Raw genomic sequence first — 23,717 nt, forward strand, 5'->3', positions numbered from 1 at the left:
AAATGGGCTTGTTCGATACGATCAACGCAGGCGGCACGCAGCTTCTCGGCGTCGCATGGCCGACGGTGTGGGCGCTGGTGCGCATCCTCGTGGTTTCGGTGGTCATCCTGCTGTGCGTGGCGTACCTGATTCTCTGGGAACGCAAGCTCATCGGCTGGATGCACGTGCGTCTCGGCCCGAACCGCGTCGGCCCGGCCGGTCTGCTGCAACCGATCGCAGACGTGCTGAAGCTCCTGCTCAAGGAAGTCATTCAGCCGACCGCGGCCAGCAAATGGATCTACGTGATCGCGCCGATCATGACGGTGGTGCCGGCGTTCGCGGTTTGGGCGGTCATCCCGTTCCAGGCGCAGGCGGTGCTCGGCGACGTCAACGCGGGTCTGCTGTACGTCATGGCGATCTCGTCGATCGGCGTGTACGGCGTGATTCTGGCGGGCTGGGCGTCGAACTCGAAGTACGCGTTCCTCGGCGCGATGCGCGCAGCGGCGCAGATGGTGTCCTACGAAATCTCGATGGGCTTCGCGCTCGTCGTGGTGCTAATGGTCGCGGGCACGCTGAACATGTCCGACATCGTGCACTCGCAGCAGCGCGGCATGTTCGCGGGCTGGGGCGTCAACTTCCTGTCGTGGAACTGGCTGCCGCTTCTGCCGATGTTCGTCGTGTACTTCATCTCGGGCATCGCTGAAACGAACCGCCACCCGTTCGACGTGGTGGAAGGCGAATCGGAAATCGTCGCGGGCCACATGATCGATTACTCCGGCATGGCGTTCGCGCTGTTCTTCCTCGCCGAGTACATCAACATGATCGTGATCTCGGCGATCGCGACGACGCTGTTCCTCGGCGGCTGGGATGCGCCGTTCGGCTTCCTGTCGTTCATTCCGGGCGTATTCTGGTTCGCCTTCAAGGTTTTCCTGCTGCTGTCGGTGTTCATCTGGGCGCGTGCGACTTTCCCGCGTTACCGCTACGACCAGATCATGCGTCTGGGCTGGAAGGTGTTCCTGCCGGTGTCGGTGATTTGGGTGGTCGTGGTCGGCTTCTGGATCATGTCGCCGCTCAACATCTGGAAGTAAGAGACAAGAGCGGACGAAATCATCATGAACGCAATTCAGAACTTCTTCAAAACCTTCTTCCTGACCGAGCTGCTGAAGGGTCTGGCGCTGACGGGCCGTTACACGTTCCAGCGCAAGATCACGGTGCAGTTCCCGGAAGAGAAGACCCCGATCTCGCCGCGCTTCCGCGGCCTGCATGCGCTGCGCCGGTATGAGAACGGCGAAGAGCGCTGCATCGCCTGCAAGTTGTGCGAAGCGGTGTGCCCGGCGATGGCGATCACGATCGAATCGGAAACGCGCGCCGACAACACCCGTCGCACGACGCGTTACGACATCGACCTGACCAAGTGCATCTTCTGCGGTTTCTGCGAAGAAAGCTGCCCGGTCGATTCGATCGTCGAGACGCACATCCTCGAATATCACGGCGAAAAGCGCGGCGACCTGTACTTCACGAAGGACATGCTGCTTGCTGTTGGCGATCGTTACGAAACGGAAATCGCCGCTTCGAAGGCGGCGGACGCGCCTTATCGTTGATATGCGTTCGATGCCGGAACCTTGCGTTTCGGCATCGCGCCGAAACGAATTTGTTGTTGCTGTTTGGCACTCTGCGGCGCGCGCCGAGGACGCATTCTGTCCACGAGCGCCGACACACCCTGCCTGATGATGGCCTAACGATGAACCGGTAATCATGGAATTCACAACCGTACTGTTCTATATCTTCGCGCTGCTGCTCACCGTGTCGGCGCTGAAGGTGATCACCTCGCGCAACCCGGTGTCATCCGCGCTCTTCCTCGTGCTCGCGTTCTTCAACGCGGCCGCGATCTGGATGCTGCTGCAAGCCGAATTCCTCGCGATTCTGCTGGTTCTCGTGTACGTGGGCGCCGTGATGGTGCTGTTCCTCTTCGTCGTGATGATGCTCGACATCAACATCGATGTCCTGCGGCGCGATTTCAAGCGCTTCGTGCCGCTCGCGAGCATCGTCGGCGCGATCATCGTGATCGAGACGGCGCTGATCCTGTGGCACGGCTACGGCGCGACCACCACGCCGTTGGTCGGTGCGGCGGTCAGCGGCGCGGGCGTCATGCCGAACACGCAACTGATCGGCAAGGTCATTTATACGGACTACATCTTCGCGTTCGAAATTGCCGGTCTCGTGCTGCTGGTCGCGATCATCGCGGCGATCTCGCTCACGATTCGCGACAAGAAGGACAAGAAGACGCAAACCGTCAGCCAGCAAGTCAAGGTGCGCGCGCAGGACCGCGTGCGCATCGTGAAGATGAAGGCGGAGACAGAGGCGCCGGACGCCGCTACGGAACCTGCCGTGACCGGGAACATCGGCGCGGGCACGGTCGACAACAAGGGCTGAGCGCGAAGGAGAAATCGAATATGTTGAGTCTTGCCCATTACCTCGTGCTCGGCGCGATCCTGTTTGCGATCAGCATCGTCGGCATCTTCCTGAACCGGCGCAACGTCATCATCATCCTGATGGCCATCGAATTGATGCTGCTCGCGGTGAACACCAATTTCGTCGCGTTCTCGCACTATCTGGGCGACGTGCACGGCCAGATCTTCGTGTTCTTCGTGCTGACCGTGGCAGCGGCTGAAGCCGCGATCGGTCTCGCGATTCTCGTGACCCTGTTCCGTAGCCTCGACACGATTAACGTCGAGGACCTCGATCAGCTCAAAGGTTAATTTCAGGCTAGGCTGTTATGTCCACGACACTCAATGAAAACCTCCTGCTCGCGGTTCCGCTGGCGCCGCTGGCCGGCTCGCTGATCGCAGGGCTATTCGGGAAGGCGGTAGGGCGCAAGGGCTCGCATCGCATCACGATCCTCGGCGTCTTCATCTCGTTCATCCTTTCCGCGATCGTCTTCAACGACGTGATGCACGGCGCGAGCTTCAACGCGACCATCTACGAGTGGATGAACGTCGGTACGCTCAAGATGGAAGTCGGCTTCCTGGTCGACTCGCTCACGGCGATGATGATGGTCATCGTGACCTTCGTCTCGCTGATGGTGCACATCTACACGATCGGCTATATGGCGGATGAAGAGGTCGGTTACGAGCGCTTCTTTTCGTACATTTCGCTCTTCACGTTCTCGATGCTGATGCTCGTCATGAGCAACAACTTCCTGCAACTCTTCTTCGGCTGGGAAGCGGTGGGTCTCGTGTCGTACCTGCTGATCGGCTTCTACTTCACGCGTGAGAGCGCGATCTACGCCAACATGAAGGCGTTCATCGTGAACCGCGTGGGCGACTTCGGCTTCCTGCTGGGCATCGGTCTGCTGCTCGCGTTCTCCGGTTCGCTGAATTACGGCGACGTGTTCGCGCAAGGCGACAAACTCGCGACCATGACCTTCCCCGGCACGCAATGGGGCTTGCTGACGGTCGCGTGCGTTTGCCTCTTCATCGGCGCGATGGGCAAGTCGGCGCAATTCCCGCTGCACGTCTGGCTGCCCGACTCGATGGAAGGCCCGACGCCGATCTCCGCGCTGATTCACGCGGCGACCATGGTGACGGCCGGCATCTTCATGGTGACGCGCATGTCGCCGCTCTTCGAGCATTCGGATGCGGCGCTGTCGTTCGTGACCGTCATCGGCGCGATTACCGCCTTGTTCATGGGCTTCCTCGGCGTCGTGCAGAACGACATCAAGCGCGTGGTCGCGTACTCGACGCTCTCGCAGCTCGGCTACATGACGGTCGCGCTCGGCGTATCGGCGTATCCGGTCGCGGTGTTCCACCTGGGCACGCACGCGTTCTTCAAGGCGCTGCTGTTCCTCGGCGCGGGCTCGGTCATCATCGGCATGCATCACGATCAGGACATGCGCAACATGGGCGGCTTGCGCAAGTACATGCCGATCACCTGGATCACGTCGCTGATCGGTTCGCTCGCGCTGATCGGCACGCCGTTCTTCTCGGGCTTCTACTCGAAGGACTCGATCATCGAAGCGGTGAAGTACTCGCATCTGGCGGGCTCGGGCTTCGCGTACTTCGCGGTGGTCGCGAGCGTGTTCGTCACGTCGCTGTACTCGTTCCGCATGTATTTCATGGTGTTCCACGGCGAAGAGCGCTTCCGCGGTCCGAAGCATCCCGACTCGCCGATGGGCCAGGCCGAAGCGCACGGCCACGGACACGGTCATGACGATGGCCACGGTCACGACGATCACGGCCACGCCCACGTGCCGCACGAAACCCCTTGGGTGGTGACGCTGCCGCTCGTGCTGCTCGCGATTCCGTCGATCATCATCGGCGCGATCATGATCGGCCCGATGATCTACGGCGACTTCTTCGCGCACGGCGTCGCGTTCGACAAGGTGATCTTCATCGGCGAGAACCACGAAGGCCTGAAGGAAATGGCCGAAGAGTTCCACGGCTGGGCCGCGATGGCGCTGCACGGCATCGTCACGCCGGGTCCGGTGTGGCTCGCGGCGCTGGGCGTGATCGTCGCGTGGTTCTTCTACATGAAGCGTCCGGATCTGCCGGCGGTCGTCGCGAAGACCTTCCGTCCGATCTACGTGCTGCTCGACAACAAGTACTACTGCGACAAGATCAACGAGGTCGTGTTCGCGAAGGGCGCGGTCGCCATCGGGCGCGGCCTGTGGAAAGAGGGCGATGTGGTCGTCATCGACGGCATCGTCAACGGCAGTGCGCGGTTCATGGGCTGGTTCGCCGGTGTGATCCGCTTCCTTCAATCCGGTTACATCTATCACTACGCATTCGCCATGATTATCGGCATGTTGGGGCTCTTGACCCTGTTTGTGACGCTCGGCGACAAATAAGGCGAGGGATCCCATGCACTCTTTTCCGATTCTCAGTGTCGCGATCTGGCTGCCGATCATTTTCGGCCTGCTGGTACTCGCAGTTGGTAACGATCAGAACCCGGCGCCCGCGCGCTGGGTGGCGCTGATCGGCTCGGTGCTCGGGCTGATCGTCACGATCCCGCTCATCACCGGATTCGATGCATCGACGGCTGCGCTGCAGTTCGTCGAGCAGTCGAACTGGATCGAACGCTTCAACATCACGTATCACCTCGGCGTTGACGGCATCTCGATGTGGTTCGTCGTGCTGACGGCGCTCATCACGGTGATCGTCGTGATCGCCGGCTGGGAAGTGATCACGGAACGCGTGTCGCAGTACATGGCCGCGTTCCTGATTCTCTCGGGCATCATGATCGGCGTGTTTTCGACGGCGGACGGCCTGCTGTTCTACGTGTTCTTCGAAGCCACGCTGATTCCGATGTACATCATCATCGGCGTGTGGGGCGGCCCGAATCGCGTGTACGCGGCGTTCAAGTTCTTCCTGTACACGCTGGCCGGCTCGCTGCTGATGCTGGTCGCGCTGTTGTATCTCTACACGCAGACGCACACGTTCGATCTCGCCACGTGGCAAGCCGCGAAGATCGACATGACGCCGCAGGTGCTGCTCTTCATAGCGTTCTTCCTGGCGTTCGCCGTGAAGGTGCCGATGTTCCCGGTGCACACGTGGCTGCCCGACGCGCACGTGGAAGCGCCGACGGGCGGCTCGGTCGTGCTGGCGGCAATCATGCTGAAGCTCGGCGCGTACGGCTTCCTGCGCTTCTCGCTCCCGATCGCGCCGGACGCGAGCCATTTCCTCGCGCCTGTCGTCATCACGCTGTCGCTGATCGCGGTGATCTACATCGGCCTCGTCGCACTGGTGCAGGCCGACATGAAGAAGCTGGTCGCGTATTCGTCGATCGCGCACATGGGCTTCGTCACGCTCGGGTTCTTCATGTTCGGGCCGTCGAGCCAGCTCGGCATGGAAGGCGCGATCGTCCAGATGATCTCGCACGGCTTCATCTCGGGCGCGATGTTCCTTTCGATCGGCGTGCTCTACGACCGCGTCCACTCGCGTCAGATCGCGGATTACGGCGGTGTCGTCAACACGATGCCGAAGTTCGCCGCGTTCGTGATGCTCTTCGCGATGGCCAACTGCGGCCTGCCGGGCACCTCGGGTTTCGTCGGCGAATTCATGGTGATTCTGGCGGCCGTGAAGTACAACTTCTGGATCGCCTTCCTCGCCACGTTCACGCTGATCCTCGGCGCGGCCTACACGCTGTGGATGTACAAGCGCGTGTACTTCGGCGCGGTCGCGAACGACCACGTCGCGAAGCTCAAGGACATCAACAAGCGCGAATTCCTGGTGCTCGCCGTGCTCGCGGTCTTCACGCTGTACATGGGCCTGCATCCGAAGCCCTTTACCGATGTGATGCACGAATCCGTGGCAAACCTGCTCTCCCACGTCGCGCAGTCCAAGCTGCCGCTGGCTCAGTAACGTCGTGCGGAGGAACTAAAAGATCATGCAAAACGCCTCTATGAGTATCCTTTGGCCTGACGCGATCCTGATGGGCGCGGTCGTGCTGGCCTGGCTGAACGACACGATGTTCGGCGAGAAGAGCCGTGGCACGACGTATCTGATCGCGCTCGTCTCGACGATCGTCGTCGGCGTGTGGTTCGCCTTCACGGCGCTCGACCCGACGCCGCATTACTTCTTCACGCGCATGTATATCGTCGATCCGTTCGCGAGCGCGATGAAAGCGGTCGTGTGTCTCGGCTACGCGGTGTCGATCATCTATTCGAAGAAGTATCTGGAAGACCGCGACCTGTTTCGCGGCGACTTCTTCCTGCTCGGCATGTTCTCGCTGCTCGGCCAGTGCGTGATGATTTCGGGCAACAACTTCCTCACGCTGTATCTCGGCCTCGAACTGATGTCGCTGTCGCTGTACGCGGTCATCGCGCTGCGCAAGGACGCGCCGCAGTCGAATGAATCGGCGATGAAGTACTACGTGCTCGGCGCGCTCGCCTCCGGCTTCCTGCTCTACGGCATCTCGATGCTCTACGGCGCGACCGGCTCGCTCGAACTGAACGAAGTGCTGAAGGCCGTCGCTTCGGGCCGTATCAACGACGCGGTCCTGCTGTTCGGCGTGATCTTCGTCGTGGCGGGCGTCGCGTTCAAGATGGGCGCCGTGCCGTTCCACATGTGGGTGCCCGACGTGTACCAGGGCGCACCGACCGCGATGACGCTGCTCACCGGCGGTGGCCCGAAGGTCGCGGCGTTCGCGTGGGGCCTGCGCTTCCTCGTGATGGGCCTGCTGCCGTTCGCGGTGGACTGGCAGGAGATGCTCGTGATTCTCGCGGCGCTGTCGCTCATCGTCGGCAATATCACGGGTATCGTGCAGAAGAACATCAAGCGGATGCTCGCTTACTCGGCCATCTCCAACATGGGCTTCGTGCTGCTCGGCCTGCTGGCCGGCGTGGTCGACGGCAAGGTGACGGGCGCGGCCGGCGCATACAGCTCGGCGATGTTCTACAGCATCATCTATCTCGTGACGACGCTCGGCACGTTCGGCGTGGTGATGCTGCTCGCGCGCCGCGACTTCGAAGCCGAAATGCTCGAAGACTTCAAGGGCCTGAATCAGCGCAGCCCCGTGTTCGCGTTCGTCATGATGATCATGATGTTCTCGCTCGCAGGCATTCCGCCGACGGTCGGCTTCTACGCGAAGCTCGCCGTGCTCGAAGCGACGATGAACGCCGGCCTCACGTGGCTTGCCGTCCTCGCCGTGATGACCTCGCTCGTGGGCGCGTTCTACTACCTGCGTGTCGTGAAGCTGATGTACTTCGATGCGCCGCAAGACGCATCGCCGATCGTCGCCGGCGGACTGAACCGCTCGCTGCTGGCGTTCAACGGCCTCGCCGTGCTGGTGCTCGGCCTGGTGCCGGGTCCGCTGATGACGGCGTGCCTGACGGCGATCTCGCACACGCTGCCGCTGTAATGTCGGCGGCGGGCTGGTTCATCGTCCTGTTGGCGCTCGTTTTCGCCAATGTGCCGTTCCTGAATCAGCGTCTCTTCGCCATCGTCCCGATGCGGCTTCCGCCGCCGACGGGACGGAGGGCGGCGAAGAAGAGCGCATGGATTCGCATCGGCGAACTGATCGTTTTTTACTTCGTGGTCGGGGCGCTCGGCTTCATGCTCGAAGCGCGCGCCGGCAACCGATTCGATCAGGGATGGCAGTTCTATGCCATTACCTTCAGTCTCTTTATCGTGCTGGCCTTTCCGGGCTTCACGTATCAGTATCTCGTCAAACGCCGCTAAGGGCTTCCGCCCTTAGCGGCTTGTTTGCTTCAAAGCACAGGGCTCAAGATGGCAGATCATTCCTCGATTCCCGGCAACGACGACGGCCTCATCGAAAAGAAGGTCGAAAGCGTCACGTTGCACGAAGGCAAATTCCTCACGTTGAAGCGCGATACCGTGGAATTGCCCGACGGCAAGCACGCGACGCGCGAGTTCGTCGAGCATCCCGGCGCGGTGATGATCCTGCCGGTCTTCGACGACGGCCGTGTGCTGCTCGAACGCCAGTTCCGGTATCCGGTGGGTCGCGTGCTGCTCGAATTTCCGGCCGGCAAGCTCGATCCCGACGAAGACGAACTGACGTGCGCGAAGCGCGAGTTGCAGGAAGAGACGGGCTACACCGCACGCGAGTGGACGTTCCTGACGCGCATCCATCCGGTCATTTCGTATTCGACCGAGTTCATCGATATTTATCTCGCGCGCGGCCTGCAATCGGGCGACGCGAAGCTCGACGAAGGCGAGTTCCTCGAAACCTTCATCGCCGATGAAGTGCAGTTGATGAACTGGGTGAAGGACGGCAGCATCAGCGACGTGAAGACGATCATCGGCGTGTTCTGGCTGGAGAAGATCCGTTCAGGCGAATGGAAGCCCGGCGAGACGATCGCGGACTGATCGATCGTCACGGCGACACACGCAAAAGCGGCCTCGACGGCCGCTTTTGTCGTTTTTGCGTCACCGAACGCGCCAGGCGACCCGAGCGGCTAGAATGAACGATTGATCGCGTGACGGCTGTCTGCAAATTTAGAACGACCGTTCACAAAGCGCGATTTTGAGATAAACTTCAACGAAGCCCCATCAGCATGAAGGTCCTCGATTTAAAGTGCTCGCGCGAACATCGGTTCGAAGGCTGGTTCGCCTCGACCGACGAGTTCGAGTCGCAGTTGTCGCGCAAGCTGGTTGCGTGTCCGGTTTGCTCGGCGACGGACGTGAGCCGCGTGCCGTCGGCGCCGCGCCTGAATCTTTCGTCGGCGCGAGGCGAGGCGGCGCCGCAGGTTGCGCAAGCCGCGCCCGAAGCGGCGGCCGTTCAGGCGCGTGCCTTGAAGTTCATGCGCGAGTTGATCGAGAAGACCGAAAACGTGGGCGAGCGGTTCGCCGAGGAGGCGCGGCGCATTCACTACAACGAAGCGCCCGCGCGCAACATTCGTGGCGTCACGACGCCTGAAGACGCGCATGCGCTGCTCGAAGAAGGGATCGACGTGTTGCCGTTGCCTGTTCCCGAAGCACTGAAAGAGCCGCTGCAGTAAGGCCTGCGCGGCGTCTCTTCCGGCTCAGGACCGGGCCGCAAGGGAGACACCGCGCATGAACCTCAGTTGTTCCCCGCCGACGTTCCTGTCTGGCTCGAAGCCAGCCCTCCGCGCGCGCCGCGCGACAAAACCCTCCATCACAAAGCGTCTTACGCGAGCCGGCACAGGCTGCTCGCGGCGCTTTCCGCTTTCTCCATCACCCAAGACCGACGTTCATCGAGGAGCTATTGCATGACATACGCTTTTGAGGATTTCGATATCGGCAGCGCCGTTCAGTTGAGCGCGCACACGTTCACGAGAGAGGAGATCGTCGAATTCGCCGGCCGCTACGATCCGCAGCCTTTCCATCTGTCGGAAGCGGCCGGCGAAGCGTCGCATTTCGGCGGGCTCGTCGCGAGCGGCTGGAACACGTGTTCCGCGATGATGGGCATCCTCGTGCGCGACATGGTCGGCGATTCGACCTCGATGGGTTCGCCCGGCCTCGACAACATTCGCTGGATCAAGCCCGTGCGCGTCGGCGACACGGTGCGGCTCACCGTGCGCGTGCTCGACAAGCGCGTGTCGAAGAGCAAGCCGGATCGCGGGATCGTGCAGACGCGCTGGGAAGCGCACAACCAGCACGGCGAACTCGTGCTCACCGTGGATTCGGCCGCGCTCTTCGGACTGCGCGATCCGGGCGCATCAACTTCCTGACGCGTATTTTCCGAGCTCCAGCTTCGCAATCGCGTTGCGATGTACTTCGTCGGGGCCGTCGGCGAGCCGCAGCGTGCGCGCCGCCGCATACGCATACGCGAGCGGAAAGTCGTCGCAGATGCCGCCCGCGCCGTGCGCCTGGATCGCCCAGTCGATGACCTGACACGCGACGTTCGGCGCGACGACCTTGATCATCGCGATCTCGCCGCGCGCGCCCTTGTTGCCGACGGTATCCATCATGTACGCGGCCTTGAGCGTGAGAAGCCGCGCCTGCTCGATCATGATGCGCGCCTCGGCGATGCGCTCCTGCGTCACGCCGTGATGCGCGATCGGCTTGCCGAACGCGACACGTCCGAGCGTGCGCTTCGTCATCAGTTCCAGCGCGCGTTCCGCGAGTCCGATCAGGCGCATGCAATGATGGATGCGCCCCGGCCCGAGGCGTCCCTGCGCGATCTCGAAGCCGCGCCCAACGCCGAGCAGGATGTTCGTCGCCGGCACGCGCACGTTATCGAGCGTGATGTCCATGTGGCCGTGCGGAGCGTCGTCGTAACCGAAGACGTTCAGCGGCCGATGCACCGTGATGCCGCTCGCATCGGCGGGGACGAGAATCATCGACTGCTGGGCGTGCCTGGGCGCTTGCGTGTCGGTCTTGCCCATCACGATGTACACCTTGCAGCGCGGATCGCCCGCACCCGACGACCACCACTTGTGGCCGTCGATGACATAGCTGTCGCCGTCGCGCGTGATGCTGCATCGGATGTTGGTCGCATCCGACGACGCGACTTCCGGCTCGGTCATCAGAAACGCCGAGCGGATTTCGCCGCGCAAGAGCGGTTCGAGCCATTGCGCCTTCTGCGCGTCGGTGCCGTAGCGTTCGATGGTTTCCATGTTGCCCGTATCGGGCGCGCCGCAGTTGAATACTTCCGGCGCCCACGGCACGCGGCCCATGATTTCGCAGAGTGGCGCGTATTCGAGATTCGTGAGGCCCGCGCCGCGCTCCGACGCCGGAAGAAAGAGGTTCCAGAGTCCTTCGGCGCGTGCCTTTTCCTTCAGGCCTTCGATCAGGCGCGTCGGAATCCACGCATTGCCCGCCGCGCGATTGGCCGCGATTTCTTCGGCGTAGGCGCGTTCGTTCGGATAGATGTGCGCGTCGAAGAATGCGAGCAGCTTTTCGCGCAACGCCTGCACCTTGGGCGTGTAATCGAAGTTCATGCGTGTCTCCCGACCTTTTGTGCGTACTGCCACGCGAGTTCGGCCATCGGCCGGGCGCGCCTGCCCGCATCGACGGCTTGCGCGCTCGCGGCCGTGCCATCGACGACACGCTTCATGATCCCTTGCAGGATCGCGGCAATGCGGAACATGTTGTAGGCAAGGTAAAAGTTCCAATCGCCTTCGATCGCGAAGCCCGTGCGCTCGCAATACCGCTTCACGTAGGCGGCTTCGTCGGGGATGCCGAGCGCCGCCCAGTCGAGACCGGCGATGCCGCGAAACTGCGACGGATCCACATGCCACGCCATGCAGTGATACGCGAAATCGGCGAGGGGATCGCCGAGCGTCGAGAGTTCCCAGTCGAGCACGGCCAGCACGCGCGGCTCGTCCGGATGAAAGATGAGGTTGTCGAGCCGAAAATCGCCGTGCACCACACTGACGCGCGCGCCTTGCGCCTGCGGAATGTGCTGCGGCAGCCATTCGATCAGGCGATCCATCGCGTCGATCTTCTCCGTTTCCGACGCGACGTACTGCTTGCTCCAGCGCCCGATCTGCCGCTCGAAGTAATTGCCCGGCTTGCCGTAGCCCGACAGACCGGCGGCTTCGATATCGACGGTATGAAGCGCGGCGATCACGCGATTCGTTTCGTCATAGATCGCGGCGCGTTCGGCGGGCGTCATGCCGGGCAGCGACTGATCCCACAACACGCGGCCCTGCACGAATTCCATCACGTAGAACGCGCGGCCGATCACGCTCTCGTCTTCGCACAACGCGAGCATGCGCGCGACGGGGACGCCGGTGGCAGCGAGCGCGTCCATCACGCGATACTCGCGCTCGATCGCATGCGCGGAAGGCAAAAGCTTCGCCGCGGGTCCGGGCTTCGCGCGCATCACATAGCTGTGCGCGGGCGTGACGAGCTTGAACGTCGGGTTCGACTGGCCGCCCGCGAATTGCTCGACGGTCAACGGACCCTCGAAGCCATCGACATTCGATGCGAGCCATGCCGAGAGTACATCGGTGTCGAAGCGCTGTTTGTCCTGAACCGGGCGCGTTCCTTCGAACGCGGAAAAATCGGAGTGCTTGTTCTGTCGTTCGTCCTGCATTGTCTCCTCCGTTGCTGCGGCGTCACTTCATGCCGACGGTCGTGTAGCGTACGAATTGCGCGTAGAGCAGTTCCATCGTCGTGTTGCGCACATCGGCGTGCAGCGGCGAGGGCGGCGAATGATTGATCGCATGCACGACCCAGTCGCTCGATTTGTCGCCGACGTCCAGCGCATTGATGCAGCCCGTCGCCTGCGACAGATGCCCGAAGAACGCGCGCCCGCCGGCGGTGATCGCATGCGAGAGCAGCGCGCGATTGACGCCGCCATGCAGCACGAGCAACACCGTGTCCCACGCGCGATCCTCGCGCAGACGCGCGACGGCGGGCAGCGTGCGGTCGAGCAACTGGCCGATCGTTTCGCCGCCGAGAAACTGCGTGTCTTCCGGCACGACGCCATCGAACACCGAGAGAAACGCGCGCTCGATATCCGTCGTCGTCAGGTCTTTGAGCTTCCCGCCGCGAATTTCCTGCCATTCGGGCCAGATTTCCGGATCGATGGATTGACCCGTTTCCGCGAGCACGCGCCGCGCCGTTTCCACCGTGCGCGGCAATCCGCTCACGATCACGCGATCGAAGTGAATCTTCTGCGCGGCGAACTCCCGGCCCGCCGCGCTCGCTTCCTCGCGGCCGCGTTCGTTGAGCGGAACGCTTTCGGGATCGATCGCGCGGCCGCTGTCGTCGAAATACGTGACGTCGCCATGACGCATCAGAAAGATGCGGCGGCGTTTCGGCAACTCGTAATGAGCCATGGCTTAGCGATAATTCGGCTGGCGTTTTTCGAGGAACGCGGTGATGCCTTCGAGCGCATCGCCGTGATGGAGCGCATCGACGAAGCTGTCGCGTTCCATGTCGAGATGCGCGGCGAGCGGCTGCATGGCGGCGGCATTGATCAGCGACTTGATGCGCGCCATCGCTTTCGGCGACACGCTGCCGAGATCGTCGGCCCAGGCGATGGCCGCGTCGAGCGCGATGCCTTTCTTCGTCAGCCGGTTCACGACGCCGACTTCATGCAGGCGCGCCGCGCCGATCGGCTTCGCTTCGAGCAGCACTTCGCTCGCGAGCGTGCGCGGCAGCGTGCGCGACAGGAACCACGACGCGCCGCCGTCGGGCGTGAGGCCGACGCGCGCATACGACATGACGAAGCGGGCGTCGTCGGCGGCGACGATCAGGTCGCACGCGAGCGCAAGCGAAAAGCCCGCGCCTGCAGCCGCGCCTTCGACGGCCGCGATCACCGGTTTCGTCGATGCGCGCAGCGCGCTGATCCATTCCGCCAGCAAGTCGATGCTCGCACCTTGTACCGACGGATCTTGCGCACGGTTTTCGAGCAAGCGATTCAGATTGCCGCCCGCGCAGAAGAAGTTGTCGGCGCCGGTCAGCACGATCGCGCGCACGGAGTTGTCGCGCTCCGCCGTGTTCAACGCCTCGATGCCCGCGGCGTACATGTCCGGATGCAGCGCGTTGCGCGCGCCGGGATTGGACAACTTGAGCACGAGCGTGGTGTCGCTGCCTGCGGGACGGTCTGTCAGTAGTTCGGCGCTCATCTGAGCTCCTCGATATGGGTAAGCGAAAGTCCGAGCTGCGCGCGCCGCGTGAGCCAGGGCGCCGGCCGGTAGCGCGGGTCGCCGAGTACGGCGTACATATTGCGCAGAATCGTCAGAATAGTCGTCGCGCCGATGACATCGCCGAGCGCGAGCGGGCCGTGCGGATAACCGAGGCCGAGCATCACCGCGAGGTCGATGTCCTCGGGCGTCGCGATGCCTTGCTGCGCGATATCGCAGCCGATGTTCACGATCGTCGCCACGACACGCTGCGCGACGAAGCCGGTCGAATCGCGGATCACGCTGACGGGCACGCCGTCGAAGGAGAAGAGCGCGTGCGCGTCGTCGCGCATGGCGGTCGCGGTCGCGGGCGTCGTCATGATGGTGCGGCGCGCGACGGTGTCGAGCGGAAAAAGCGTATCGACGGCGACGACGCGCGTGGCGTCGAGATGTTCGTTGACGGCGGCGGTCGTTGCGTCGAGGCCGAGCGGCGTCACGATGATGAGCGAACCCGGCTCGGGCGTGTGGCCGCCGTCGATGTGCACGGAGCAATCGCATTGGGCGATCAGCTTCAGCACTTCCTCGCGCCCGGCGTGCGATGCGCGGCTGATCCACACGCGCGTCGGCAGTTGCGTGGGCGCGGCGGGTTCCGGCGGCACGTCCGGCTTGCCGTCGACATAACGATAAAACCCTTCGCCCGCTTTCCGCCCGATGAGGCCGCCCGCGAGCCGCATGCCGGTGATCGGCGACGGCCTGAAGCGCGGTTCCTCATAGAACTGGTGATAAATCGATTCCATCACCGGATGCGAGACGTCGAGCGCGGTGAGATCGAGCAATTCGAACGGCCCGAGGCGAAAGCCCGCCTGCTCGCGCATGATGCGGTCGATGTCCTCGAAGCTCGCGACGCCTTCGCTCGCCACGCGCAGGCCTTCGGTGTTCATGCCGCGCCCGGCGTGATTGACGATGAAGCCCGGCATGTCCTTCGCGCGCACCGGCGTGTGGCCCATGCGGCGCGCGAGGTCCGTCAGCGCATCGCCGGCGCGCGGGTCGCCGCGCAGGCCGTCGATGACCTCGACGACACGCATCAGCGGCACCGGATTGAAGAAGTGAAAGCCCGCGACGCGTTCCGGACGCGCGCAGCCGGCGGCGATCGCGGTGATCGACAGCGACGACGTATTCGACGCCAGAATGCAGTGCTCGCCGACTACCGCTTCGAGTTCGCGGAACAGCTCGCGCTTGATGTCGAGATTCTCGACGATCGCCTCGACGATGGCGTCGCAAGCGGACAGCTCGCTCGTGTCGCGCGCATCGCGGATGCGCGCGAGCGCCGCGTGCGCGTCGGCTTCCTTGAGCTTGTTTTTGGCGGTGAGCTTCGCGAACGTCTCCGACAAATACGCGCGCGCGGCGGCGAGCGCTTTCGGATTCGTATCGAAGAGATGCACGTTCAGCCCGCCGAGCGCCGCGATCTGCGCGATGCCGCGCCCCATCGCGCCGCTGCCGACGATACCGAGCGTCTCGATCCTGTATTCGTGCTGACTCATGATGCGGCTCTGCTCCTGAAGGATGGGACCGCGCGCAGCTTCACTCAGAGTTTCGCGAGACGTTCGAGCGCGAGCGCGAGCGTTTCTTCTTTCTTCGCGAAGCAGAAGCGCACGACGCCCGATTCATGGCTCTCGTGATAGAACGCCGACACGGGAATCGCGGCCACGCCGATTTCGCTCGTGAGCCATTGCGAAAACTCCGCTTCGGGCATGTCGCTGATCTTCGAATAATCGACGCACTGGAAATACGTGCCGTCGCAAGGCAGAAGCGAGAAGCGCGTGTTCGCGAGACCGGCGCGGAAGAAGTCGCGCTTCTGCTGATAGAACGCGGACAGTTCCAGATACGGCTTCGGATCTTCGAGATAGTGCGCAAGGCCGATCTGCATCGGCGTGTTCACCGTGAACACGTTGAACTGATGCACCTTGCGGAATTCGGCGGTGAGCGCGGCGGGCGCGGCCACGTAGCCCACTTTCCAGCCGGTCACGTGAAAGGTCTTGCCGAAGCTCGACACGACGAAGCTGCGTTTGGCCAGTTCCGGATAGCGCGCGACGCTTTCGTGCGGTGCGCCGTCGTAGACCATGTGCTCGTAGACTTCGTCGGAGACGATCAGCACGCTGGTGTCGCGCACGATTTCTTCGAGCTTTTTCATGTCCTCGACGCGCCACACGCGGCCGGTCGGATTGTGCGGCGTGTTGATCATGAGGAGCCGCGTCTTCGGCGTGATCGCGGCGGCGATCTTGTCGAAGGGCAGCGCGTAGTCGGGCGCTTCGAGCGACACGAACACCGGCTTGCCGCCCGCGAGTTCGATCGACGGCACGTAGCTGTCGTACATCGGCTCGATGACGATGACTTCGTCGCCCGGATGCACGCAGCACAGAATGGCCGTGAGCAGCGCCTGCGTCGCGCCGGCGGTCACGGTGATCTCCGCGTCCGGATCGTAGGCGCGGCCGTAGAGCGCGTCGATCTTGCGCGCGATCGCGCGGCGCAAGGGCGCGGCGCCCGCCATCGGCGGATATTGATTGTGGCCGTCGCGCATGGCGCCGGCGACCGCATCGACGATGCGCGCATCGCAGTCGAAATCGGGGAAACCCTGACCGAGATTCACCGCGCCTTTTTGCGTCGCGAGCGCGCTCATCACGGTGAAGATGGTCGTGCCCACATTGGGCAGACGCGACGGGAAGGAGAGCTCGGGCGGTGTCGGCGGCAGTTCGTGCGTGGCGTTCATCATGATGTGGACGTGAAATAGGCTCGCGACTATTTTAAGACAGCATCAGCCGATGGCCGCCTGCGCTTCGAATTCGAGCACGAACGGTTTCGGTTCTGCGATGCGAAAGGCGAAGTCGCGCGCGACGCGGCGCGCGAGCTTCAGCACCGCGCGATCTTTCGAGACGAGCCATTCGGCACCCGACGCGTGCGCGAGTTCGAGAAACTTCTGGTCGTCGCGGTCGCGGCATTTCGGCAGCGGGCGTTCGCCTTCGCCGACGGTCGCGGCGACGAGCGTCGACAGGCGCGCGACGGTCGCGAGCGCGGCCGTTTTGTCGACCTCCATGCGCACGAACTGCGGATAGTCGAGCACGCGGGTGAGTTCGCGCAGGCAGCGCTCGTCGATCAGCGCTTCGAGCGTGCGGGCTTCGAGGGCCGCGAGAATCGGGCGCGTGGCGGGGTCGTCGAATACGAGGATGTCGATCCACACATTCGAATCGAGCACCACGCGCATCGGCGGCAGCGGCGCGGCGGAATTGTCCATTCGATACAATCAGGGGTTTATGCCAAAGATCGTCGGCGGCATGCCGGCGAGCCTCCATGATAATCGTTCTCTCTCCCGCCAAATCGCTCGACTACGAGACGCCTGCTCATATCAAGAAGCACACGCTGCCGCAATTCGTCGATGAAGCCGCCGAGCTGATCCACGGGCTGCGCGAACTCTCGCCGCAGCAGATCGGCGGCATGATGGGCATTTCGGACCAGCTCGCCGCGCTGAATTTTCAGCGTTACGCGGACTGGTCGAAGACGTTCGATGCGCGCAATTCCAAGCAGGCGGTGCTCGCGTTCAACGGCGACGTGTATGAAGGCTTCGCCGCGAAGACGCTCTCGTCGAGCGATCTCGATTTCGCGCAGAACCACGTGCGCGTATTGTCGGGACTGTACGGTTTGCTGCGGCCGCTCGATTTGCTGCAGCCGTATCGCCTCGAAATGGGCACGAGATTCCCGAACGCACGCGGCAAGGATTTGTACGCGTTCTGGGGCGAGCGCATCACGTCGGCGCTCAACGAACAGTTGAAGAAGCAGCGCGGCGCGCGCGTGCTGGTGAATTGCGCGTCGGAAGAATATTTCAAGTCGGTCAAGCCGAAGCTGCTTGCCGCGCCGGTCGTCTCGCCGGTCTTCGAGGACTGGAAGGGCGGACGCTACAAGATCATCAGCTTTCACGCGAAGCGCGCGCGCGGCCTGATGGCGCGCTATGCGGTCGAGAACCGCGTCGACGAGCCGGGAGCGCTCAAAGGCTTCGACAGCGAAGGCTACAGGTTCGACGCGAAGGCGTCGAACGACACGACATACGTATTTCGTCGCCGCATCGGGGAATGAGGCCCGCGCGGCAAGCAAGCAAGGACACGCAGATGACACTCTCCATTTCAAGCAACTTCGACGCGGGCGCGATCGAAGTCCTCAACACCGACGATCCCGCCGACATCCGGCTGCGCATTCGTCCCGATTCGCATGCCGATTTCGCGCAATGGTTTTACTTTCGCGTGTCCGGCGCGCGCGGCGAGCGCCTCGTGATGACTTTCGAGAACGCGGCGCAGTGCGCATTTCCGGAAGGCTGGCGCGACTACGAAGCGGTCGCGAGCTATGACCGCGTGAACTGGTTCCGCGTATCGACGGAGTACGACGGCCAGGTGATGAAGATCGATCACACTCCGGATTTCGACCGTATCTATTACGCGTACTTCGAGCCGTACAGCGAGGAGCGCCACTCGGAATTTCTCGGCGCGGTTCAGCAGATGCCGCTCGCGACGCTGACCGAACTCGGCAGCACGGTGCAGGGCCGCCCGATGTCGGTGCTCTCGCTCGGCATCCCGGACTTCGGCGACGCCGAGCCGAAGAAGAAAGTCTGGATCATCGCGCGCCAGCATCCGGGCGAGACGATGGCGGAATGGTTCGTCGAAGGGCTCGTGAAGCGGCTCGCGGGCTTCGGCGACTGGGCGGGCGATCCGGTTGCGCGCGCGCTTTTCGAGCGGGCCATCTTCCACATCGTGCCGAACATGAATCCCGACGGCAGCGTACTCGGCAACCTGCGCACCAACGCGGCGGGCGCGAACCTGAATCGCGAGTGGATGGAGCCGAGCGCGGCGCGCAGCCCGGAAGTGCTTGCTGTGCGCGAGGCGATCGCGGAGACCGGCTGCGACCTGTTCTTCGATATCCACGGCGACGAAGCCATTCCCTACGTGTTCGTCGCCGGATCGGAGATGCTGCCGGGCTTCACTCCGGAGCAGGCGAAGGAGCAGAAGGCGTTCGTCGAGTTCTTCAAGCAGGCGAGTCCGGATTTCCAGGACGTGTACGGCTACGAGTCGAGCAAGTATCAGACGGATGCGCTGAAGCTCGCGTCGAAGTACATTGGCAACGAGTACAAGTGCCTGTCGCTCACGCTCGAGATGCCGTTCAAGGACAACGCGAATTTGCCGGACGAGAGCGTCGGCTGGAACGGTGCGCGTAGCGCGGCGCTGGGCGCATCGATGTTGCAGGCCATTTTGTGGCATCTGCAGTCGACCGGCGAGTGAAGTAAAAAGGGCGTGGCCACTTCCTGTGGCCACGCCCTTTTCCGATCGTATCTTCGTCGCGGTGAAGGAATGGGCTAGTGCTTCTTGGTCGTACTCTTTGTCGACTTGGCCGATGATTTCGACGTGCTCTTCGTCTTGCCCGCGGTCGCCTTGGTTTTCGCGCCCTGCTTGCCCTTCGTGCTGCGCGTCGAGTGCGGTTCTGCGCGCGGGCGCAACGCCGGCACGGGATCGTTCCAGCCGAAAGCGAGCATCTGGCTGCCGACATAACCGCAGCGGAACTTGAGGGGCGTGGGATCGCGCTCGCCGTTCTTCGGCATGCCTTGACCTTCGACGGTCACGACGTTGTCCACTTTGATCCGCTGCTTCTTCTCGTCGAACGAATCGTTCCACGGCTCGATGGCGGAATGCGAGGCATCGAATGAGTCCGCCGGGAATTCCACGTGATCGAATGCCGAAGATGTGCTGGCGATGAAGTTGCCATGCGCGGCGCAATCCGCGACGAGCGGGTTGGCCTTGAAGTCGGTGACGAAGTGGTGAATCAGTTCGTTGCGCTCGTCGAGCGAATCGGCAAAAGCGGACGCCGCGCATGCTAGCGATGCGCATACCGCCAACCGGCCGACGAGCCGCAGGAGCCGGCGCGGTGCGTAGTTACGTTCCATCAAGTCTGGCGCTAAGAAGACACGGGCAAGTAAGATGCGCCGTGTGGGAAAGGAGTTCAATCTTATCGTACTTTGCGCACGCGCCCATCGCCCGGAATCCGATATCCGCGGATCTGAATGGCAACGGCGAGTGCTTTATGCGAGACCTAAACGCGCGGACCGCGATCGAGGCGATAGCGGCGTACGTCATACGTGGTGATCCACGCGGGTTTATACACGGCGATCAGGATGGTGAGCAGGCCGGTGAAGAGCGCTTCGCCTGCGCCCAGCAGCAGCGAGCCTCGCGTGAACGCCGCAGGTACGACAAACGGACCGTTGGCGAGCGCGATCTCGAGCAATATGGTCGCGCCGCATGCCGCTGCCACCGCCGCAGCCGAAGTGACGAACCCGTGCCCGGCGATGAAGGTGAACAGATTGCGCGGCAACCAGGCATTGCTCAGGCGCTGCAGCAGCGTCGAAACCGCGACGGGCAGTGCGCCGAAGAGAAGGTAGGTGGTCGCCACCGAAAGCCATGACGCATCGAGAACGACTGCGGCGAGGCCCGTGGTCGCTGCCGTTCCGATGAGCGCGAGCCGCCAGTCGAACAACGTGACCATCAGCGTCGCGCCCAACAGATGGATGACGGGTCCGTCATCGAACCATGCATTGCATGCCCAAAGCACCGAGACCGCGACGATGATGCCGAGCCATACGTTCTGCAACGTGGCGTCTTGCAGACGCGCGAACGGGCGCTGCAGCAGCCCGAGCGCGAGCACCCCCGCGGCGGCGATCCAGCTGCCGACGGTAAGCCAAAGCGGTAGCGGTGTGTAGAAGAACCCCATGCCTGCATATTACTCGTTGCGCGTAAAACGTGTGCGCCGAGGACGGACCCATTTGCCTCGTTTGTTGCTAGAACGTCGATTCGGGCTCGGCAGCCATCGGCAGCGCGGCTGAGTCGTTGTCGAGAAGCGACGGATAGCGCGTCCGTGGCCTGCGCAGCGGAATGACGCCTGGCTGCCCCGCGACGACACGCGCCGATTTCTCGCTTCCGCTACGCAGAATCTCGAGATGCGAGTTCTGCACGCCGTTGTAGATCGCGACCGCGGCGGCGCGATTGGTCGCACCGAGTTGCTGGAAGATGCTTGCAAGGTGGATTTTCACCGTGCCTTCGCTGATGCCGAGCGTCTTCGCGATCATCTTGTTCGTGCTGCCCATGTGTACGCAGCGCATGATCTGCTGCTGCCGGGGCGACAGAGCCGGATGGTGGCGGATCTTATGCGGCAAGTGGACGATCTCTCGAGCGCGGCGGGCGGCGAGCTCGAGCGTCAGTTCCGGATCGACGACGTCCGGCGGGATGTAATGGCCGCCGACCAGCACCATCTCCAGCGCGCGAAGGATCAGGATCGGATCGAGCGCACGCGGGATCACGCCCATTGCGCCGACGCTCATCAGCGCATAGACGAGCGCAGCGCCGCAGCGGTCGACCACGATGGCTGCGGGCACGCGGGGCGCTTCGTCGAGCAGGATCTGCAAATCGCCGGTGCGCATCTCGGGCAGCCAGTCGATCACGATCATGTCGGGTTCGGAACGTTTCAAGGCGGCGCGGGCTTGTCTCCAGTCCTTCGCCTCGGTGAATTGCGCCTGACGCGCAACGCGGCGCAGCAATGTTTTAAGGCCCGCTCGGCGCTCGGCGTCGGAACCAATAATGTTGATTATCATGCTTTACCTCGTGTCAAAACCATCCGTTGCCTTCGGCACCGGGACTCGACGCCGGCTTACATTTGGCGTCAGTGGCTATATTGACAAATTTAGGCTGATTTGGCCCCCTATCCGAATGGCATAGGCATAAATACACAAAATCTGCGCGAAGATCATTGCCGATTCGTTGCCGAACTGCGATTTTGCTTGCCTGTAAGCAAGTTATTTCGGGCAAATCGCCGGTTGACCAGCCAAACAATGGTGTGAATCAGGAAAGTGCACGGCTGCGCAGGGATGCCAGCGCATGCGCGAAACGCAACTGGGTGTCGTCGTTCGCGCGTAGAAAGATGTGATCGCGGGCAGCGCTTACGCCGGGGTACGTCGCGGCCCAATGCAAAACGGTTCGATCGCAATTGCGACCGAACCGTTGAGGTCAAGCATCATCCGGAAAGGCTCTCTCCGGGCGCAAACAGGTTTTCAGTGGAAATGAGGCTGCGCCGGCTCCGCGTCCTCGGGCATCTCCGCGTGGACGATTTCGCCGAGCGGATCCGCGTAGAGCGGCACACCGCAGTCGTCGCAAAATTCCGGTTCGAAGCGTCCCGTATGACGGCGGACGTCCGAGACGCCTGTTTTCTTAAGCAACTCGACGATTTCCTCGACCGGGCCATCGGCGCCTTCCAGGTCGACCACGTCCTCGTCCATCCCCAGCTCCCCATTTTCGCGACCGTAGAGCGGCCACACGACGCCGTAGATCACATCGTTGCTGCCGCGCCGCGTGAAGCCGATGCGGTATTCGTCGATACGCCGTTCGCCGAACCCCGCGATGACCGCGCGCAGGTCCTGAGGCGGGGTGCCGAGCGTGTCGAAGAGATATCGGACGGCGGTGCGCACGGTATGCGGACGAACCTGCTCGTCGGCGTCGCGGCAGGCCGAGTAGTAGGCGTCGGGAAGCAGGCATTCGAATTCGCAACCGGGCAGGATGGCGGCGAAGCTCGGTCCTCCTTGCGCCGCCCACTGTTCGAGGCATTGACCACGCTCGACGCGCGTGCCGTTTTCGTCCTCCTGCCAGCGGAAGAACGGCGCGCCGACCGGTACGACGACCAGGGCCAGCAGGAAGCGCGGGTCGGCGAGAATCGGCGAAGTTTCCGGAAGATCGGACAGGTTCAGGCGAGCGGCGCTACCGTGCAAGACCGTCTGCAACAATTGTTGCGCGAGCCGTGCGGTATCCACGTGGTGTCGCGGTAGTTGATCGATGCTAAAGAGATAGGGCGCGACGGCGACGCGCGCGTCCGCGGCGAGAACATGCGCCTGCATCTGCGTGCGCAGGGCGTCGACGGCATCGCCCTTGAGCGTTCCCGACGGGATCGCGTAGCGCGTCCACGCGAGCACCGGCGCGGAAATGAGCAGAGCTTCGTGGGGCACACCGTCGATATCGACTTTGAATGACTCGCTGTGCGTCTCCGCCATATCGGCGAGCGCGCCATAGGCGTCCGGATGATTCTGCTGCAGATGGTCGAGCGCGGCGTCCAGCGTCGTCTGATTGCCGTTACGCACGAGTTTGGCGATGAGCGTGTCGAGACGGGCTTCCCAGAACCGATCCTCGACACGGCTACCTGACGCGAAGAGCGCGAGGGAGAGGCTGACGAGCTTGTCGGCATCCGGGGGAATACGTTTTGCGATTCGCGAGCGCATATAGATACGAGAGTGAATTGGTGCGGTGAACCTTTAATTGTAGTCGCTCAGACGATGCTTTTATGTCGCGACGTTGAAACGTACGCCGATCGATGACACGCGAGGGCGTTCGGGCTGGTCGAATTATTTTTTCGTATGTCTCTTGCGGAGGAGGAATGCACTCACTAGAATTCCGTTCCTTCGCGATTCGATGAACGCGAAGGAAGCGGGAGTGGCGGTATCGGCGGTGTGCTCGGAGTGGGTTGTAGAAGGGTTTCGAGCGCGGTCGGCAAGAAAAGAAAGCTTGAAATCTTGTTGACACGAACCGAAGCGTTGTTCATAATCTCGTTTCTCTGCTGCTGATGCAGCGACGCAAGACGGAAGTGATGGTTTGAGTGTCTTGCGATGTGCTCT

At 62.7% G+C, this 23,717-nt stretch carries 25 protein-coding genes; 13 read left to right on the forward strand and 12 right to left on the reverse strand.

Going from position 1 to position 23,717, the window contains the following annotated elements; translation table 11 throughout:
* The first annotated feature begins 2 nt into the window (after positions 1-2).
* From nuoH to NOV72_RS30490, 11 genes are all read left to right on the forward strand, one after another.
* Positions 3-1,067 carry an NADH-quinone oxidoreductase subunit NuoH gene (gene nuoH / locus NOV72_RS30440; protein ID WP_106858226.1) on the forward strand — a complete coding sequence of 355 codons (1,065 nt, stop codon included), beginning with the start codon at positions 3-5 and terminating at the stop codon, positions 1,065-1,067.
* A gap of 24 nt (positions 1,068-1,091) precedes the next feature.
* Positions 1,092-1,580 (forward strand): NADH-quinone oxidoreductase subunit NuoI, encoded by a 489-nt coding sequence (gene nuoI / locus NOV72_RS30445; RefSeq protein ID WP_008341734.1) that lies wholly within the window; start codon positions 1,092-1,094, stop codon positions 1,578-1,580.
* A gap of 154 nt (positions 1,581-1,734) precedes the next feature.
* Positions 1,735-2,412 carry an NADH-quinone oxidoreductase subunit J gene (locus NOV72_RS30450; RefSeq protein WP_106858227.1) on the forward strand — a complete coding sequence of 226 codons (678 nt, stop codon included), beginning with the start codon at positions 1,735-1,737 and terminating at the stop codon, positions 2,410-2,412.
* Between the two features lie 20 nt (positions 2,413-2,432).
* Complete coding sequence (gene nuoK / locus NOV72_RS30455) at positions 2,433-2,738, forward strand: NADH-quinone oxidoreductase subunit NuoK (RefSeq protein ID WP_007588140.1); 306 nt, start codon at positions 2,433-2,435, stop codon at positions 2,736-2,738.
* Between the two features lie 17 nt (positions 2,739-2,755).
* Positions 2,756-4,825: an NADH-quinone oxidoreductase subunit L gene (gene nuoL / locus NOV72_RS30460; protein ID WP_106858228.1), complete on the forward strand. Its 2,070-nt coding sequence runs from the start codon at positions 2,756-2,758 to the stop codon at positions 4,823-4,825.
* 13 nt (positions 4,826-4,838) lie between these two features.
* Complete coding sequence (locus tag NOV72_RS30465) at positions 4,839-6,338, forward strand: NADH-quinone oxidoreductase subunit M (RefSeq protein WP_106858229.1); 1,500 nt, start codon at positions 4,839-4,841, stop codon at positions 6,336-6,338.
* Between the two features lie 40 nt (positions 6,339-6,378).
* The gene (gene nuoN / locus NOV72_RS30470; RefSeq protein WP_245933219.1) at positions 6,379-7,836 is read left to right on the forward strand and encodes an NADH-quinone oxidoreductase subunit NuoN; all 1,458 of its coding nucleotides are present in this window, start codon (positions 6,379-6,381) and stop codon (positions 7,834-7,836) included.
* Entirely contained in the window at positions 7,836-8,156 is a 321-nt protein-coding gene (locus NOV72_RS30475; RefSeq protein ID WP_106858231.1) for a DUF2818 family protein, read from the forward strand. Before nuoN ends, NOV72_RS30475 begins: the two co-directional genes overlap by 1 nt.
* 48 nt (positions 8,157-8,204) lie before the next feature.
* Complete coding sequence (locus NOV72_RS30480; RefSeq protein WP_106858232.1) at positions 8,205-8,804, forward strand: NUDIX domain-containing protein; 600 nt, start codon at positions 8,205-8,207, stop codon at positions 8,802-8,804.
* A gap of 188 nt (positions 8,805-8,992) precedes the next feature.
* A complete protein-coding gene (locus NOV72_RS30485; RefSeq protein ID WP_106858233.1) occupies positions 8,993-9,436 on the forward strand; it encodes a DUF1178 family protein in 444 nt (147 codons plus the stop codon).
* A 231-nt stretch (positions 9,437-9,667) separates the two neighbouring features.
* On the forward strand, positions 9,668-10,129 hold the full coding sequence (locus NOV72_RS30490) for a MaoC family dehydratase (protein ID WP_106858234.1): 462 nt from the start codon (positions 9,668-9,670) through the stop codon (positions 10,127-10,129).
* On the opposite strand, the gene NOV72_RS30495 is transcribed toward NOV72_RS30490, so the two are convergent.
* Genes NOV72_RS30495 through NOV72_RS30525 form a run of 7 tightly spaced genes read right to left on the reverse strand, consistent with a single transcriptional unit; the run spans position 10,118 to position 17,267 of the window.
* Positions 10,118-11,341 (reverse strand): acyl-CoA dehydrogenase family protein, encoded by a 1,224-nt coding sequence (locus NOV72_RS30495; RefSeq protein WP_106858235.1) that lies wholly within the window; start codon positions 11,339-11,341, stop codon positions 10,118-10,120. The two genes, NOV72_RS30490 and NOV72_RS30495, sit on opposite strands and share 12 nt — an antisense overlap.
* Positions 11,338-12,441 carry a phosphotransferase gene (locus NOV72_RS30500; RefSeq protein ID WP_106858236.1) on the reverse strand — a complete coding sequence of 368 codons (1,104 nt, stop codon included), beginning with the start codon at positions 12,439-12,441 and terminating at the stop codon, positions 11,338-11,340. The genes NOV72_RS30495 and NOV72_RS30500 overlap by 4 nt, the downstream gene beginning before the upstream one ends.
* A 22-nt stretch (positions 12,442-12,463) precedes the next feature.
* The gene (locus NOV72_RS30505; protein WP_106858237.1) at positions 12,464-13,189 is read right to left on the reverse strand and encodes a histidine phosphatase family protein; all 726 of its coding nucleotides are present in this window, start codon (positions 13,187-13,189) and stop codon (positions 12,464-12,466) included.
* Between the two features lie 3 nt (positions 13,190-13,192).
* Complete coding sequence (locus tag NOV72_RS30510) at positions 13,193-13,981, reverse strand: oxepin-CoA hydrolase, alternative type (protein ID WP_106858238.1); 789 nt, start codon at positions 13,979-13,981, stop codon at positions 13,193-13,195.
* Positions 13,978-15,519: a 3-hydroxyacyl-CoA dehydrogenase gene (locus tag NOV72_RS30515; protein ID WP_106858239.1), complete on the reverse strand. Its 1,542-nt coding sequence runs from the start codon at positions 15,517-15,519 to the stop codon at positions 13,978-13,980. The genes NOV72_RS30510 and NOV72_RS30515 overlap by 4 nt, the downstream gene beginning before the upstream one ends.
* Before the next feature lie 44 nt (positions 15,520-15,563).
* Positions 15,564-16,745 (reverse strand): pyridoxal phosphate-dependent aminotransferase, encoded by a 1,182-nt coding sequence (locus NOV72_RS30520; RefSeq protein WP_106858247.1) that lies wholly within the window; start codon positions 16,743-16,745, stop codon positions 15,564-15,566.
* Between the two features lie 45 nt (positions 16,746-16,790).
* On the reverse strand, positions 16,791-17,267 hold the full coding sequence (locus NOV72_RS30525) for a putative toxin-antitoxin system toxin component, PIN family (RefSeq protein WP_106858240.1): 477 nt from the start codon (positions 17,265-17,267) through the stop codon (positions 16,791-16,793).
* A 56-nt stretch (positions 17,268-17,323) separates the two neighbouring features.
* On the opposite strand from NOV72_RS30525, the gene yaaA reads away from it, so the two are divergent.
* A complete protein-coding gene (yaaA, locus tag NOV72_RS30530; RefSeq protein ID WP_106858241.1) occupies positions 17,324-18,103 on the forward strand; it encodes a peroxide stress protein YaaA in 780 nt (259 codons plus the stop codon).
* A 32-nt stretch (positions 18,104-18,135) separates the two neighbouring features.
* Positions 18,136-19,296, forward strand: a complete 1,161-nt coding sequence (locus NOV72_RS30535) for a M14 family metallopeptidase (protein WP_106858248.1) — start codon at positions 18,136-18,138, stop codon at positions 19,294-19,296.
* A gap of 74 nt (positions 19,297-19,370) precedes the next feature.
* On the opposite strand, the gene NOV72_RS30540 is transcribed toward NOV72_RS30535, so the two are convergent.
* From NOV72_RS30540 to NOV72_RS32590, 5 genes are all read right to left on the reverse strand, one after another.
* On the reverse strand, positions 19,371-19,955 hold the full coding sequence (locus tag NOV72_RS30540; RefSeq protein WP_106858242.1) for a BspC domain-containing protein: 585 nt from the start codon (positions 19,953-19,955) through the stop codon (positions 19,371-19,373).
* A gap of 146 nt (positions 19,956-20,101) precedes the next feature.
* Positions 20,102-20,776, reverse strand: coding sequence for an energy-coupling factor ABC transporter permease (locus NOV72_RS30545; RefSeq protein ID WP_106858243.1), 675 nt, complete (start codon positions 20,774-20,776; stop codon positions 20,102-20,104).
* Between the two features lie 67 nt (positions 20,777-20,843).
* Entirely contained in the window at positions 20,844-21,653 is an 810-nt protein-coding gene (locus tag NOV72_RS30550) for a response regulator transcription factor (protein ID WP_106858244.1), read from the reverse strand.
* Between the two features lie 456 nt (positions 21,654-22,109).
* Positions 22,110-23,324, reverse strand: coding sequence for a DUF2863 family protein (locus NOV72_RS30555; protein ID WP_106858245.1), 1,215 nt, complete (start codon positions 23,322-23,324; stop codon positions 22,110-22,112).
* Positions 23,325-23,447: 123 nt separating this feature from the next.
* Positions 23,448-23,717: hypothetical protein (locus tag NOV72_RS32590; protein WP_216858903.1), on the reverse strand; the 270-nt coding region annotated here is incomplete at its 5' end.

Source organism: Caballeronia novacaledonica, from assembly GCF_900258035.1.
In the GTDB taxonomy this organism is placed as follows: domain Bacteria; phylum Pseudomonadota; class Gammaproteobacteria; order Burkholderiales; family Burkholderiaceae; genus Caballeronia; species Caballeronia novacaledonica.

Coding starts and splice junctions, on each gene's coding strand:
- NOV72_RS30490 (WP_106858234.1), top strand. CDS start 9,668: ATGACATACGCTTTTGAGGATTTCGATATCGGCAGCGCCGTTCAGTTG.
- NOV72_RS30545 (WP_106858243.1), bottom strand. CDS start 20,776: ATGGGGTTCTTCTACACACCGCTACCGCTTTGGCTTACCGTCGGCAGC.
- NOV72_RS30475 (WP_106858231.1), top strand. CDS start 7,836: ATGTCGGCGGCGGGCTGGTTCATCGTCCTGTTGGCGCTCGTTTTCGCC.
- NOV72_RS30465 (WP_106858229.1), top strand. CDS start 4,839: ATGCACTCTTTTCCGATTCTCAGTGTCGCGATCTGGCTGCCGATCATT.
- nuoL (WP_106858228.1), top strand. CDS start 2,756: ATGTCCACGACACTCAATGAAAACCTCCTGCTCGCGGTTCCGCTGGCG.
- yaaA (WP_106858241.1), top strand. CDS start 17,324: ATGATAATCGTTCTCTCTCCCGCCAAATCGCTCGACTACGAGACGCCT.
- NOV72_RS30515 (WP_106858239.1), bottom strand. CDS start 15,519: ATGAGTCAGCACGAATACAGGATCGAGACGCTCGGTATCGTCGGCAGC.
- NOV72_RS30495 (WP_106858235.1), bottom strand. CDS start 11,341: ATGAACTTCGATTACACGCCCAAGGTGCAGGCGTTGCGCGAAAAGCTG.
- nuoI (WP_008341734.1), top strand. CDS start 1,092: ATGAACGCAATTCAGAACTTCTTCAAAACCTTCTTCCTGACCGAGCTG.
- NOV72_RS30550 (WP_106858244.1), bottom strand. CDS start 21,653: ATGATAATCAACATTATTGGTTCCGACGCCGAGCGCCGAGCGGGCCTT.
- NOV72_RS30555 (WP_106858245.1), bottom strand. CDS start 23,324: ATGCGCTCGCGAATCGCAAAACGTATTCCCCCGGATGCCGACAAGCTC.
- NOV72_RS30525 (WP_106858240.1), bottom strand. CDS start 17,267: ATGGACAATTCCGCCGCGCCGCTGCCGCCGATGCGCGTGGTGCTCGAT.
- NOV72_RS30510 (WP_106858238.1), bottom strand. CDS start 13,981: ATGAGCGCCGAACTACTGACAGACCGTCCCGCAGGCAGCGACACCACG.
- NOV72_RS30500 (WP_106858236.1), bottom strand. CDS start 12,441: ATGCAGGACGAACGACAGAACAAGCACTCCGATTTTTCCGCGTTCGAA.
- NOV72_RS30505 (WP_106858237.1), bottom strand. CDS start 13,189: ATGGCTCATTACGAGTTGCCGAAACGCCGCCGCATCTTTCTGATGCGT.
- NOV72_RS30535 (WP_106858248.1), top strand. CDS start 18,136: ATGACACTCTCCATTTCAAGCAACTTCGACGCGGGCGCGATCGAAGTC.
- nuoH (WP_106858226.1), top strand. CDS start 3: ATGGGCTTGTTCGATACGATCAACGCAGGCGGCACGCAGCTTCTCGGC.
- NOV72_RS30480 (WP_106858232.1), top strand. CDS start 8,205: ATGGCAGATCATTCCTCGATTCCCGGCAACGACGACGGCCTCATCGAA.
- NOV72_RS30540 (WP_106858242.1), bottom strand. CDS start 19,955: ATGGAACGTAACTACGCACCGCGCCGGCTCCTGCGGCTCGTCGGCCGG.
- NOV72_RS30520 (WP_106858247.1), bottom strand. CDS start 16,745: ATGAACGCCACGCACGAACTGCCGCCGACACCGCCCGAGCTCTCCTTC.
- nuoN (WP_245933219.1), top strand. CDS start 6,379: ATGAGTATCCTTTGGCCTGACGCGATCCTGATGGGCGCGGTCGTGCTG.
- NOV72_RS30485 (WP_106858233.1), top strand. CDS start 8,993: ATGAAGGTCCTCGATTTAAAGTGCTCGCGCGAACATCGGTTCGAAGGC.
- NOV72_RS30450 (WP_106858227.1), top strand. CDS start 1,735: ATGGAATTCACAACCGTACTGTTCTATATCTTCGCGCTGCTGCTCACC.
- nuoK (WP_007588140.1), top strand. CDS start 2,433: ATGTTGAGTCTTGCCCATTACCTCGTGCTCGGCGCGATCCTGTTTGCG.